Source organism: Stenotrophomonas sp. S41 (assembly GCF_016624625.1).
Classification (GTDB): Bacteria; Pseudomonadota; Gammaproteobacteria; order Xanthomonadales; family Xanthomonadaceae; genus Stenotrophomonas.
Genome location: NZ_JACVTV010000007.1, coordinates 28,781 through 42,185, shown reverse-complemented (window position 1 = coordinate 42,185; position 13,405 = coordinate 28,781). Strand labels below are relative to the sequence as shown.

Sequence of the window (13,405 nt, the reverse complement as noted above, 5' to 3'; positions counted from 1 at the left end):
TCGATGCATGGCGTCGATCTACCCCACGTGCTGCAGCACGTACTCCACGAAACACTGCAGCCGCGGGCGTGGCCTCCGGTCCGGCAGGTAGATCAGATGCATCGGCCGCGGCTCGGGCACATACCCGCGCAGCAGCGGCTTCAGGCGCCCGGCCGCGATATCCGCCGCCAGCAGCGCCGTCGGCTGCAGGATCAATCCGGCACCGGCCACGGCCGCTTCGCGCAGCGCGTAGCCATCGTTGCTGGTCAACCGGGCATCCCAATCGACCTGCTCGCCATTGGCCAGCTGCCAGCCATGGCCGCCGCGCCAGGCCAGATGGCTCAGGCAGTCATGCCCGGCCAGGTCGGCCGGCGTGCGTGGCGTGCCGCGCCGGCGCAGGTAGGCCGGCGATGCGCACAGGCTCATCGCATACGGCGGCAGCGGGCGCGCCACCAGTTCCTGCGAGGGCAGCGGCCCGACCCGGATCGCCGCATCGAAACCGTCCTCGATCAGGTCCACCCGGCGGTTGCTGAGGTCCAGTTCAATGTTCAACAGTGGCTGCGCGCGCAGCAGGCCCGACAGCAACGGTGCCAGCACGCAGCTGCCCCAGGTGGTGGGCGCACTGATCCGCAGCAGGCCCTGCGGCTGCCGCTGCAGCCCGGCCACATCGGCCTCGGCCTGCTGCACCTGCTCCAGCACCTGCCGGCAACCGGCCAGATAGGCCGCGCCCGCCTCGGTCAGCCGCTGGTGGCGGGTGTTCCGCTGCAGCAGCGCGGTGCCCAGATGCGCTTCCAGCTGCTGGATGTATTTGCCGACCATCACCGCCGACACCTGCAGCTGCACGGCGGCCGCCGCGAAGCTGCCGTGCTCGGCCACGGCCACGAAGGCCTGCATGCAGCGCAAGGTATCCATTGCTAACCCTTGGTTAGGAATATGCGAATCATACGCCGCTTACCAAACCCATATCCGGCGGCGCAGACTGCAGTTCTTCCCCAAGAGGACGCCACGATGAAGATCCTGCTTGTCGGTGCCAGCGGCACCCTCGGCCAGGCGGTCGCCCGCCACCTTGGCCAGAACCACGAGATCCTTGCCGCCGGCCGCCGCAGCGGCGCGCTGCGCGTCGACCTGGCCGACGATGACAGCGTCGCGGCCCTGTTCGCCCAGACCGGCCCGGTCGATGCGGTGATCTCGACCACCGGCAACGTGCATTTCGGGCCACTGCAGACGATGACCGCCGCGCAGTTCAACAGCGGCCTGCAGGACAAGCTGCTCGGCCAGGTGCGGTTGGCGCTGGCGGCGCAACATCACCTGACCCCGGGCGGCTCGATCACCCTCACCACCGGCATCATCAGCGCGCAGCCGATCCGCGACGGCGTCAACGCCACCGCGGTGAACCAGGCACTGGAAGGCTTCGTGCGCGCCGCCGCGCTCGAACTGCTGCCGCGCGGCCTGCGCATCAACGCGGTCAGCCCGAACGTGCTGGCCGAATCGCTGGCGTCCTACGGTCCCTACTTCCCCGGCTTCGAAGCCGTACCCGCGCAGCGTGCGGCACTGGCCTTCCAGCGTGCCGTGGAAGGCATCCAGAGCGGCGAGACCCTCACCGTCTGGTAACTGCGGCAACCGACGCCGGGCATGGCCCGGCGCTACCGGAGGCGGCTCAGCCCCAGCGCATGGGGCCGTCGCCGCGTTCGCCGAGCACGTCGTCGGGGTTGGCCAGGCGGCAGCGCTTCAGTGACAGGCAGCCGCAGCCGATGCAGCCGGTCAGTTCATCGCGCAGCAGCTGCAGCATGTGGATGCGCTCTTCCAGTTCCTGCTGCCAGCGCGCGGACAGCCGCGCCCAGTCGACCTTGGTCGGCGCGCGGCCCTGCGGCAGGGTCTCGAATGCGCGGGCCACCGCTTCCAGTGGCATGCCCACGCGCTGCGCAACGCGGATCACCGCCAGGCGGCGCAGTACGTCGCGCGCATAGCGGCGCTGGTTGCCCGCCGTGCGCAGGCTGCTGATCAGGCCCTTGCGCTCGTAGAAGTGCAGCGCCGATACCGCAACGCCGCTGCGACGGGCCACTTCACCCACGCTCAGTTCCGCTTCCTGCATTGCTTGACCTCAACCATGGTTCAGGTGTCATGCTGCGTCCTTCGCCGCCGGATGACAAGCGCGGCCCGAGCATCTTCCCCCGCATGAACACCCCCACCGCAGCACCAGCGACGGCCACGTCCGCACCCGATTCCATCCTTTCGCCTGCCCACCGCAGCACCACCATCGGCATGGTCGTGCTGGTCGCCCTGCTCGCCTTCGAAGCACTGGCCGTGGCCGCGGCGATGCCCACCGTGGCCGAGGCACTGGATGGCCTGCGCCTGTACGCGCTGGCCTTCGGCGGCACCCTCGCCACCAGCGTGGTCGGCATGACCGTGGCCGGGCGCTGGACCGACCGCAGCGGCCCGGCGCGACCGCTGTGGTGGGGCCTGGCCTGCTTCGTGCTGGGCCTGCTGCTGGCCGGCCTGGCCACGCGCATGGGCACGCTGGTCGCAGGGCGCCTGCTGCAGGGCCTGGGCAGCGGCGCGATCTCGGTGGCGCTGTACGTGATGGTCGGCCGCAACTATCCCGAGGGGCTGCGGCCGAAGGTCTTCGCTGCGTTTTCAGCCGGCTGGGTGGTGCCGTCGATGGTCGGGCCGGCGCTGAGCGGCCTGATCGTGCAGCACCTGGGCTGGCGCTGGGTGTTCCTGATCGTGCCACTGCTGGCGATTCCGGCGGCGTTGATGCTGCGCCCGGCGCTGGCGCGGCAGGCGCCCGTTGAAGCCCGCGACGAGGACAACAGCGGCGATGTCGTGCGCTGGGCCATCGGTGCATCGCTGGCCGCGCTGCTGCTGTATTTCGGTGGCCAGCAGCAGGGCGTGCCGGCGCTGGCCTGCATGGGCGTGGCCGTGGTCGGGCTGCTGCTGTGCGGGCACCGCCTGTTGCCGCCGGGCACGCTGCGCCTGCGCCGCGGCTTGCCCAGCGTGATCGCGTTGCGTGGCGTGGCCGCCGCGGCGTTCTTCGCCTGCGAGGCCTACCTGCCACTGCTGCTGCAGCGCGAGCGCGGGCTGTCGCCGAGCTGGGCCGGCGCCGTGCTCAGCCTGGGCGCGCTGGGCTGGTTCAGTGGCTCATGGCTGCAGGGCCACCAGCAGCGCGGCTGGTCGCGGCAGCAGCTGCTGCGCGTGGGCACGGTACTGATGACCATCGGCATCACCGCCACCCTGGCGGTGCTGTTCAACGCGGTGCCGCTGCCGGTCGCGCTGCTCGGCTGGACGGTCACCGGTTTCGGCATGGGCATGATCTACGCCAGCCTGTCGGTGCTGACGCTGTCGCTGTCCGCGCCGCAGGAACAGGGCCGCAACAGTTCGGCCCTGCAGTTGAGCGAGGCGCTGTGCGTGGCTACCGCGCTTGCGTTGTCGGGTGCGTTGTTCGCGCTGTTCATCGAGCAGGCGCCGCACACCGGTTACGTGCTGTGCCTGGCGATCACGGTGGGGCTGGCGGTGCTGGGCGCGGTGGTCGCGCGGCGGGTGTAGTCGCTGTTTGGGGTCAGAGCCCTTTCCTGCGGAAAGGGATCTGACCCCGGGGTCTGCTCCGCTTTCGCAGAAAACGGCTCCGACCCCCGCATGTCACGGCCGGTTACCGGTCGCCACCTCATCGATGTCACGGTGCAGGATGCGCCGCACTTCCAGCACCGCCTGCGGGCTTTCCTGCACGCTGTGCCCGGAGATGATCACTTTCTCCGACTGCGCGCCCGGCAGGTGCGCGCTCCAGTACGGCACCAGGCCATCGTCGGATTTCTCCAGCGGCAGTTCCGGTTTGCGCTGGGCGATGATCGAGTGGTACTTCAGCCCCGGCTCGATCGGCAGCTGCGCGGCGGCCTTCACGAACGGATCGCTGGCCTTGAGGTTGTCGATGCTGTTGGGGATCTTCGGCTTGGCGGTACCATCGACCTGCTGCTCGGCCTGCGCCAGCGCCAGGAACACATCCTCGAACTTGCCCAGGATGGTCAGCGGCAGGCGCACCAGCCGGCCGATCAGGCGGCCGACCTTGTTGCCGGCGATGTCGGTGCCCTGGTGCGGAGCGGCGATGAAGATCGCGCGCTCCACGTTCGGCTGCGCCTTGAAATGCAGCAGCGGCCCCAGCTTGCCCTGCACGCGCTTCAGGCGCTCGCCCTTCAGGTCGTAGTTGGCCAGCAGGTCGTTCCACAGCACATCACCGGAATCGCTGACCAGCAGCCGCGCCAGCACGCCACCCATGCTGTGGCCGATGTAGACCATGTCCTTCGACGCGCGCGTGTTCCCGCTGGGGTCGAAGTGCTGCAACGTGTCATTGAAGGCGTTTGCGATCTCGTAGCGGTTCAGCGCGATGGGCGCGTTGGTCGGGTAATAGACCTGCCACACCTGGAACTGCCGGCGGAGCTCGGGGTCGCCCATGATCTCGTTGGCCAGGTTCACCCAGGCCTCCGGGCTGCTGGCCAGGCCGTGCAGCATGAAGATGATGCGGCGGTTCGGGTCCCACGGCTGCATCAGGTAGATGTGCGGCTCGCCGATGCCCTCGCTCAGGCCAAACAGCGTGCGCAGCGACTGCGTGGCGAAGCCACTCTGCGCCAGCCACAGGCCATAGGCCGCGGTGAAGTTGCCGGCCAGCGGCACCTGTTCGCCATGCAGGGTGATGCGCTCGGTGGCTTCCGGCGAATAAGCATCCAGTTCGACCCGCCGCGTGCGCATCACATCGTCCAGGCTGTCGCCCTCGAAGCGCAGCAGCGCGGTGACATTGACCGAGGACATCTCGCTGAACTCGGGCACGCTGTCGTCATGCCGATGGCGGCGACCGCGCGCGCCGTCATCTTCGTCCGGTGGGGTCTCAGCCTTGGGTCCGTCGGCGGCCACCACCGGCACCACCAGTTTCGGCGGGTCCATCACCATCACCAGTTCGGCACCGAAACCATCGCGACGGTAGGTGCTGCGCAGGCCGACGAAGCTGACCGAACCGGCCGGCACCAGCTGCGAAGGAATGCTCTTCAGCGCCAGCTGCTCGTAGTTGGCGGCCAGCGTCCAGCTGCCGGCGGACATCGGCCGGGTGTAATCCTCGCCGGCCAGCGCCGCCGCCCGCGCACGCGCGAACAGCACCACGGCGGCCTTTTCCGCCGCGTAGTTGTAGTAATCGCGCACCTGCGTCTGCCGGTCCTCGAACGCACGGTCCGAGGGCGAGCGACCGCTGAAGAACAGGTAGGCATAGCCGTAGCGCGCGGCTTCCAGCCAGGCATCGAGTGCGGCATCGCTCATCGGCGGCTCGCCGGCGGCGTGCTTCTTCGGGGTCAGTGCCAGCGCAGCCTTCACCCACAGTTCGGACAGGGTCGACAGCCGCTGCTCGACATTCAGGTCATCGGTCATCAGCAGCGTGCTGCGGCAGACCAGGAAGTCCTTTTCGCACTGCGATTCGTCCAGGCCGGCGGCACTGAGCGTCTCGCGCGAGGCCGGGCTGAGCTTGCCGGTATTGAGCACGTCGGCGCGCTTGTTCACCAGCGAATCGCTGGACGCCACCTGCTTGACGGTAACCATGGCGCAGCCGCTGCCACCCAGCAGGACGAACGCAGCCAGCAGCGCCGGCAGCACGCGCTGCCAGCGGATCGGGAAATCGAGGGTCATTGCTGCGGGTCCTGCTCGGTGCCGGGAATGCCGCGGCGGATCACGGTGGAATAGTTCTCGCCCGCGGCCATGTGCAGCGCGCGCTCGGTGATGCGGCCCTTGGCGTGCAGCTCGGCATACGGCACGCCGGGCATCAGCGCCCCCACCTCCTGTGCGTACTCAGCCAGGTAGCCGGACAGCAGCAGGCGATAGTCCAGCGGCAGGCCGGGGGCGATATGCCGGGCCAGATCGAAGACGATCGTGGTGCAGTTGCTGGTGGCCGTGTTGTAGAACGCCGGCGCTGCGTCCAGCTGCTTGGCCTCATCGAGGTAGGCGGCGAACAGCGCCTTCAGCTGGCCGCGGTCCAGCCCATGCAGGCGGTACAGGTAGACGTCCTCGCCACGGGCATTGGTGCGCGTGCGCAGGATGTCGGTCTCTTCCGAGGCAACCAGGGTCATCTCGAAGCGACGGAAGAAGCCACCCAGCGCCGAGAACGATTCGCCCTGCTCCTTGCGGATCTCCAGCGAGAACACCAGGTGGCGGCCATCGTCGAAACCGAACGACACCAGGGTGTGGGCGATGGCCGGGCCCATCCAGTACGACAACACCAGATCGGCCGAGCGCAGCTGGTCCAGGTCGTATTCGCGGCGCACCCAGCGCGCGTCATGGTCGGTTTCCGTGCGCCAGGTGAAGTCGCGCACGTTGTCCAGTACCACGTGGCGGCCATCAAAGGATTCAACGTGCAGGCGCTGGGCCACGTCGTCGGCCCAGTCGCGGTCCTGGCGCGGGGTCAGCAGAAGCCACCACAGGCCCGCCAGTGCCACCGACGCCACGTAGAAGCCGGTCCAGCGCTTCGTGCCTTTCCCGCGCGCCACCATCAACGCCGTCCACAGCGCCGCCAGCAGCCAGAGCACGGCCACGCCCGCCGACAGCCAGCCCGGCCCGGGCAGCTGGTAGGCGAACAAACCGGCCACCCACAGCGCCAGCAGCGCCATGGCACATCCTGTCATCCAACGTCCTGCGGCTCTCACGGGCATCCTGTCGCGTACGGGGGGCGGCATAGTTAGCCACAAGCTGGCTGACGCTGGCATCACCGGCCCATTCAGCAACGGGCACGGGCCGGCCTGTCAGCGCATACTGGCCGGGTCACCACAGCGGGGAACAGCGATGGGAATCACCTCCGTAGCCGGCGTGGCCGTGCAGCCCCGGCACCGTGCCACCTGCCATTGCGGCGCAGTGGAGCTGCTGCTGGATCTGCCCGAGGGCATCGTCGACCCGCGCCGCTGCGACTGTTCGATGTGCCGACGCCGCGGCGCCATCGCCGCCAGCGTCACCCGCGAGGGGCTGCAGGTGGTGCGCGGCCAGGACCAGCTGCGCCTGTACCAGTTCAACACCCACGTGGCGGAGCATTACTTCTGCGGTGTCTGCGGCATCTACACCCATCACCGGCGCCGCTCCAACCCGGACCAGTACGGCTACAACGTCGCCTGCTTGGAAGGCATCGATCCCTTTGCGCTGGGCATCATCCCGGTCAATGACGGGGTCAACCACCCCGCCGACCGCACGACCTAGTGGCGCGTGCGGCGCGTGGCCGGGGCGACCTTCTGCCACGGCGCCATGCCGCTGCGCCCGGCCCGTGCAGGGCGCTTCAGCCACGGCCTGCGCGGTGGCAATGGCGGTTCGAGGGCCATCGGCGGCGGCAACGGGCGGCGGCTGGGCCAGAGATGATCAAGCAGCCACATGGCAGGTCTCCGTGGGGGACGGGGATGACCGACTCTAGGCGTGCAACGGCATAGGCCGCGTGAGTCCTTGCCTACACCGCGATGACACCCAGCGCTTCTTACACCGTGTCGGCCACGCCTTCATGCGACGGGGCACTACGCCCCAGCAGCAGCTGCAGCAGCAGCGCGCAGGCAACGGTCAGCGCGGACAACACGCGCAACAGGGTGGCCAGCGCCTCGCCACTGGCCTGCTTCAGTTCGGCCACCGTGGCGTGCGGCAGCAATGCCTGCGCGGTTTCCAGATCACCGGTCACCAGGTACATCGATGCCGATGCCGTGGCCTCCGGCCATGCCAGCGGCAGGTGGCGTCCGATCAGCGCCGCCAGCAGCGCGGTCACCGCCGCCAGGGCAATGCCTTCGCCGGCCACGCGCACGGTGCCGAACATGCCGGCGGCCATGCCCGCACGCTGCACCGGCACCACGCTGACCGACAGGCCGTCCATCAGGCCCCACGGCAGCGCCGCGCCCGCACCGATCAGCAGCAACGGGCGAATCCACAGCACCGGCACCGGCGTGGCGGCATGCCGCGACAACCACCACAGGCCCTGCGCGCACAGCAGCAGGCCCAGCGTGCACAGCAGCGTGCTGCCGACGTGCTGCGCCCAGCGCGCGGCCAGCATCGGCAGCACCAGCAACGGCGCCGACAGCGCCAGCATCTGCAGGCCGACGATGCCCGTGCCCTGCCCGTGCACGCCCAGCAGCTGCAGCGGCAGCACCACCAGCAGCACCACGTAGCCGAAGCAGGTTGCCACCGGCAGCAGCTGCACGCCGACAAAGGCGCGCTGCGAGAACAGCGAGAGATCAAGCAGCGGCGCTGCCTGCCGGCGCTCGATCCAGACGAACAGCGACGCCAGCACGACGCAGGCGAGGAACGCGATCTGCACGCGCGGCATGCCGATGCCGTACTCGCCCAGCCACAGCAGCGCCAGGGTCAGGCTGGCCAGCATCAGGCTGAACACCAGCATGCCCGCCACATCCAGGCGCACGCGGTTGCCACGGCTTTCGCGCAGTACGCGCGCGCCCAGCGCGCAGGCCAGCAGGGCCAGCACGCCGCTGGTGGCGAACACGCTGCGCCAGCCGGCCAGCTGCAGCAGGGCACCGGCCAGCAGCGGTCCCAGCGCAAGGCCGGCCCCGAAGGTGGTGCCGAGCAGGGCGAACGCGCGTGCACGGCCCGGCCCCTGCCAGGCGTGCGCCAATGCTGCGGTGCCCGCGGCCAGCGCGGCAGCGGCGGCCACGCCCTGCAGGCCGCGCGCGATATCCAGCCATACCAGGTCAGGCGCCAGGCAGACGCAGGCGGTGGTGGCGGCGAAGCCGGCGGTTCCGGCCAGGAACACGCGACGCCGGCCGAGCCGGTCGGCCAGCGCACCGGCCGCCAGCAGCAGGCCGCCAAAGGTCAGCATGAAGGCATTGGTCACCCAGGCCAGCGCCAGCGGCGACACGCCCTGCCCCGGCTGCAGCGACGGGACGACCACCGCACCTGCGGAAAAGGCCAGCGGCAGCGCAAGCGCGGCCAGGCACACGGCGAGCAGCGCACCGCGTCCAGCGGCGAGGGAATCCTGGGCACAACGGGGGGCCATGCGGTCCTCCTTTTACGAAGGGCCGTGATGATGAATGTGCGTCAGCCTTGGAAAAACACGCTGTGAGGATGTTGATTGCGTCCATACATTCCGCAATGATCCCAGGATGGACTCGATTTCCGCCCTGCTCGCTTTTGTCCGCACTGCCGAAGCCGGCAGCATCGTCGGCGCCGCCCGCGTGCTCGGCCTCACGGCTTCGGCGGTCGGCAAGCGCATCGCCCGGCTGGAACAGGACCTCGGCACGCGCCTGTTCCATCGCACCACCCGACGCCTGCACCTGACCGACGAAGGCGAACTGCTGCTGCAGCGCTGCCGCCGTGCACTGGATGAGCTGTCCGAGGCCCAGGCCGATCTCGCCCATCGGCAGCATGCACCGCGCGGGGTACTGCGCATCGGCCTGCCGACCATCGGCTACCGCTTCCTTGTGCCGGTGCTGCCCGGCTTCCAGCAGCGTTATCCGCAGGTGCAGCTGGAACTGGATTTCAACGACCGGCTGGTGGATGTGGTCAACGAAGGACTGGATGCGGTGATCCGCAGCGGCGAGCTGGCCGACTCCAGCCTGATGGCACGCCAGCTGGGCACGTTCCGTTTCATGGTGTGTGCGTCGCCGCAGTACCTGCAGGCATGCGGCATGCCGCAGCAGCAGGCGGACCTGCAGCGGCTGGCGGCGGTGCGCTTCCGCTTTCCCAGCAGCGGCAAGCTGCAGCCGTGGTCCCTGCCCGGCCACCACGGCGACGCCGCCGCCGACATGGCCACCAGCATGACCTGCAACAACATGGAGGCGATGCTGTCGGCCACCATCGGCGGCATGGGCGCCGGCTGGATGCCTGACTTCCTTGCGGCCGACGCGCTCGCCGATGGTCGCCTGCAGGATGTGCTGCCCGCGCTGCCACACCAGCAGGGCCAGTTTTCGCTGCTGTGGCCCGGCAATCGCCAGCCCAGCGCGCGCCTGCGGGTGTTCATCGACTACATGGTCGAACACCTGTTCGACGCTCGATAGACTGGGCGGCCCTATCGGAAGCGGCCGCGTACATGGCGATCAAACACCTGGACGTACTGAAACTGCTCGCCGCCGCCGGGCTGGTCGAGGCCATCGACGGCGACGTCAAGCGCTGCGCGCTCTGGGCGCGACTCCCCCCTGAAGCGGCCGAGCGCGAACCTGCGAAGATCGGTGCAGAGGTGATCGAAAACGTACTGCTGCGCTGGAACTGCATCCTGCAGGCCGATCCGGCCGAGGTCGCGCCGCTGTATGTCCACAAGACCGCGTTGGCGCTGGCGGTGTGCCTGCATCGCCAGGGCTTTGCCGATGCGGAACTGACCGACGCAGCGGTTGCGGCGATCGCCGCCTTGAATGCCGCCGTGGCGCTGAATGACGTATTTCACCGTCGCCGCGCGGATATCGAGGCACTGCTGCGCAGCCCCGCGTTGATGCCGGCACGCCGCCCCTCGCATGCGAAAGCGCACACCGCGTGGCGCGCCGGTGACGTGGTCGGCATGCAGGTGGGCGACCGCCACCATGCCTTCCACGTACTGGAGGTCAGCCAGGGCGCGCCCATCGTCGAGTTCTACGACATCGTGCAGGACACGCCGCTGGCATGGGAACACCTGCAGGGCGTCATCGCCCGTGGCAAGCAGCTCAACGACGGCTGCGAATACCTGGACCGTTACGCGCTGTACCGCCTGCAGTACCAGCCCGACCCCGCCCACCAGTTCCGCCTGCTGGCCAGCGGCATCGCGCAGGGGCCGGACAGCGCGCACCTTGCGCGGCACTCCGGCCTGTACGTGGTCACCGATGTCTTCCGCATGACGCGCGACCTGTTGCCTTAGTCCAGAACCAACCGCCACACCCGCGATAAATGCATCACCCGCCGCCACTCCCCAGATGAGGTGCGCTCTGCCTGCACAGAGCTGCAGCGCTCACATCCACGCAATGCCGTGGATGGGCGGCGGGCGATGCGGGTTGGCGTACCGGAAAACTCTGGAGCGGACCGGCGGATCGCGGTGATCCCCACGCATCACCCACCACGGACCAGCGGGCCGCGTCATCCGGAAAACGCCCTCCTTGGACATCTTTCCGGACACGCGCCAGAGTTGTTTGTGGGACGCCAATCCCAGCCAGCCATGACAGCCGGCGAAGGGATGCTGACCGCCTGCACCGACGCTGGCTGTAGGGCTTACCCGCAGGCACCGATCAGGAATCTACGGATCGTCATCCCGCTGCCCTGAAACCCTTGCCCTGCGGAGCACGCACAGCGGCGCAGCAGCGTGCTGCAGCCCGCGTACCAGGTGCTGCGTGGCCGGCGAACGCATGCCACGATGTCGATCACGACAGATCCGGCCCGGCAGCCATCGCCAGGAAGTGCTGCAGCACCGGCCCCGCCGCGCCTGGCCGTGTGCAGAACTGCAGTTCGAAACCAGCCTCGGCGCCATCGATCACGCGGTACACCACTTCCTGCGGACGGAAGCTGGCCATGCTGGCCGGCACGATCGCCACGCCCGCGTCCACCGCCACCAGCGACAGCACCGCATGCATGCCCTGCGCTTCCTGCACCACGCGCGGGGTGAATCCAGCCGAGGTACACAGGCCCAGCACCTGCGCATGGAAGCCGATGCCCTCGCCTGCCGGCCAGGACACGAAGGGTTCGTCCACCAGCATCGCCACGCTGAGCGGCTCGCATGCGGCCAAAGCGTGGCTGCGCGGCAAGGCGATGGCCAGGCGATCGTGGTCGAAGCTCTGCAACGCCAGTTCGGTGGATGGAATGGGCGGGATCAACACGCCGAGGTCGATGCGCTCCTCGCGCAGCCATTGCTGCTGCTGCCGCGAGGTGGCCTCCTGCAGGTGCAGCTGCACCTGCGGAAATGCCTGGCGGAACCGGCGGATCAGATCCGGCAGCCGACCGTACAGGGCGCTGCCCACATAACCCACGCGCAGGCTGCCGATCTGCCCGGCCGCCGCTTCGCGGGTGCGCTGCAGGGCCTGACCGGCCTGCTGTAGCGTGGCACGCGCTTCCACCAGCAGGGTCTGCCCGGCGGCGGTCAGCCCCAGCGTGCGGTTGCCGCGCACGATCAGGCGGGTACCGACCTCATCTTCCAGCCGCCGCATCGCCGCCGTCAGCGGTGGCTGCGACATGTGCAGGCGCGCGGCGGCGCGATGGAAATGCAGTTCTTCGGCCACCGCCACGAACTGGCGGAGCAGGCGCAGATCGATCATGTCGACACAGGCAGCGGGGGGGCTGCCTAGGGTACGCGCTCAGCCGCGTGCGTCGACACTCGGCCGGGCGATCACCGGCCACTGCAGGGCCACCGATTCGATGCTGTCCGCGACGACCGCACGCAGGTCGCGCGGGTAACCCACGTGTTCGGCTTCCTGCAGGCGCAACGCATGGAACTGCCCGTTGCTCGCACGCAGCACCCAGCCGCCTTCGCGACAGCGCGTCGATGCGAGGAACGCTACGCCGTTGGCCACCGCGTCCGGGTGCAGTTCGTCGGGTTCGCCATCGATGCCCCACATGCGGGTCTTGGCCACCGGCGAAACCGCATTGACCACGATGCCGTGCTCGGCGCCCTCCAGCGCCAGCACGTTGGCCAGCCCCAGCGCGGCCATCTTCGCCATCGCGTAACCGGCCAGGCCCTTCTGCGCGTACTGCGGGTACAGCGCGCGGTCGGAGGTGGTCACCACGATGCGACCACCACCGGCCTCGCGCATCGCTGGCCAGGCGGCCTGGGCCAGCCACAGCGGCGTCTTGGCTGCCACGCGCAGCATCTGCTCCAGCGCATCGTCATCCACTGCCTCGAGCAGTTCGTACGCCACCCAGCCAGCGTTGTGCACGATGAAATCGATGCGGCCGTGCCGCTGCAGCACGTCGCGGACCAGTGCGTGGCAGCACGCACGCTCGTCGATCGCGCCCGAGGCCGCTTCTACCGACAGGCCTTGTGCCTGCAGTGCAGCCACCGCGTCGCCGATGCGGCTGGCGTCGCTGCCGCGACCATCCAGGCCGGCACCCACGTCATGCATCACCACGTGCGCGCCGCGCTGGGCCATCAAACGGCTGTAGGCCAGGCCGAGACCACCGGCCGCGCCGGTCACCAGGCCGACCTGGCCTGCAAAGGAAATGGGGGAAGGTTTCATCCGCCGCAGCATGGGCGATGCCCCCACGCTACGGCCAATACCGATTTCCCCCGCGCACGATAGCCGCTGCGTATCGCCCATGGCTTCAGGCATCCCAATCGCTGCGGCTGATGCGCGAAATGCGCCATCCTCCATGCGAGGTGAAGCGCCCGCTGTCCCCCCATACCGCAAAGCGCACCCCGACCACTGATGCACGCAGGCGCGAGCAGTGCCATTCCCGTGCCTTGCCGTAGGCCTTGGCAAATCGGTGCAGCAGCCCGCTGTTCCGCTTTTCCGGGCGGTGGACCGGTTGATCTTCGTGC

Annotated in this window: 13 protein-coding genes; 5 read left to right on the top strand and 8 right to left on the bottom strand. The window is 69.1% G+C overall.

The annotated features are described in order from the left end of the window. Positions 1 to 18: 18 nt before the first annotated feature. Positions 19 to 891, bottom strand: coding sequence for a LysR family transcriptional regulator (locus tag IAE56_RS03035; protein ID WP_200751417.1), 873 nt, complete (start codon positions 889 to 891; stop codon positions 19 to 21). A gap of 96 nt (positions 892 to 987) precedes the next feature. Here IAE56_RS03035 and IAE56_RS03030 point away from each other — a divergent pair, with 96 nt between their 5' ends. Then, entirely contained in the window at positions 988 to 1,590 is a 603-nt protein-coding gene (locus IAE56_RS03030; RefSeq protein ID WP_200751416.1) for a short chain dehydrogenase, read from the top strand. A 46-nt stretch (positions 1,591 to 1,636) separates the two neighbouring features. Here IAE56_RS03030 and soxR read toward each other — a convergent pair whose 3' ends face one another. Further along, positions 1,637 to 2,071, bottom strand: coding sequence for a redox-sensitive transcriptional activator SoxR (soxR, locus tag IAE56_RS03025; RefSeq protein WP_200751415.1), 435 nt, complete (start codon positions 2,069 to 2,071; stop codon positions 1,637 to 1,639). Positions 2,072 to 2,100: 29 nt separating this feature from the next. On the opposite strand from soxR, the gene IAE56_RS03020 reads away from it, so the two are divergent. Beyond that, positions 2,101 to 3,522, top strand: coding sequence for an MFS transporter (locus IAE56_RS03020; RefSeq protein WP_200751414.1), 1,422 nt, complete (start codon positions 2,101 to 2,103; stop codon positions 3,520 to 3,522). 93 nt (positions 3,523 to 3,615) lie between these two features. Here the strand turns inward: IAE56_RS03020 and IAE56_RS03015 are convergent, their stop codons facing one another. Together IAE56_RS03015 and IAE56_RS03010 are read right to left on the bottom strand one after the other, a co-directional pair. Beyond that, a complete protein-coding gene (locus IAE56_RS03015; protein ID WP_200751413.1) occupies positions 3,616 to 5,637 on the bottom strand; it encodes an alpha/beta hydrolase in 2,022 nt (673 codons plus the stop codon). Then, positions 5,634 to 6,611, bottom strand: coding sequence for a DUF4105 domain-containing protein (locus IAE56_RS03010; protein WP_200751412.1), 978 nt, complete (start codon positions 6,609 to 6,611; stop codon positions 5,634 to 5,636). The genes IAE56_RS03015 and IAE56_RS03010 overlap by 4 nt, the downstream gene beginning before the upstream one ends. A 172-nt stretch (positions 6,612 to 6,783) precedes the next feature. On the opposite strand from IAE56_RS03010, the gene IAE56_RS03005 reads away from it, so the two are divergent. Beyond that, entirely contained in the window at positions 6,784 to 7,188 is a 405-nt protein-coding gene (locus IAE56_RS03005; protein ID WP_200751411.1) for a GFA family protein, read from the top strand. Here the strand turns inward: IAE56_RS03005 and IAE56_RS03000 are convergent. Further along, positions 7,185 to 7,358 (bottom strand): hypothetical protein, encoded by a 174-nt coding sequence (locus tag IAE56_RS03000; RefSeq protein ID WP_164073627.1) that lies wholly within the window; start codon positions 7,356 to 7,358, stop codon positions 7,185 to 7,187. The genes IAE56_RS03005 and IAE56_RS03000 overlap by 4 nt on opposite strands. A 98-nt stretch (positions 7,359 to 7,456) precedes the next feature. Beyond that, a complete protein-coding gene (locus IAE56_RS02995; protein ID WP_200751410.1) occupies positions 7,457 to 8,974 on the bottom strand; it encodes an MFS transporter in 1,518 nt (505 codons plus the stop codon). Positions 8,975 to 9,080: 106 nt separating this feature from the next. Here IAE56_RS02995 and IAE56_RS02990 point away from each other — a divergent pair, with 106 nt between their 5' ends. Beyond that, positions 9,081 to 9,974 (top strand): LysR substrate-binding domain-containing protein, encoded by an 894-nt coding sequence (locus IAE56_RS02990; RefSeq protein ID WP_200751409.1) that lies wholly within the window; start codon positions 9,081 to 9,083, stop codon positions 9,972 to 9,974. A 32-nt stretch (positions 9,975 to 10,006) separates the two neighbouring features. Beyond that, positions 10,007 to 10,801 carry a hypothetical protein gene (locus IAE56_RS02985; RefSeq protein ID WP_200751408.1) on the top strand — a complete coding sequence of 265 codons (795 nt, stop codon included), beginning with the start codon at positions 10,007 to 10,009 and terminating at the stop codon, positions 10,799 to 10,801. 496 nt (positions 10,802 to 11,297) lie between these two features. Here IAE56_RS02985 and IAE56_RS02980 read toward each other — a convergent pair whose 3' ends face one another. Beyond that, complete coding sequence (locus tag IAE56_RS02980) at positions 11,298 to 12,185, bottom strand: LysR family transcriptional regulator (RefSeq protein ID WP_200751407.1); 888 nt, start codon at positions 12,183 to 12,185, stop codon at positions 11,298 to 11,300. Positions 12,186 to 12,224: 39 nt separating this feature from the next. Further along, positions 12,225 to 13,103, bottom strand: a complete 879-nt coding sequence (locus IAE56_RS02975; RefSeq protein ID WP_200751406.1) for an SDR family NAD(P)-dependent oxidoreductase — start codon at positions 13,101 to 13,103, stop codon at positions 12,225 to 12,227. Positions 13,104 to 13,405: the final 302 nt, after the last annotated feature.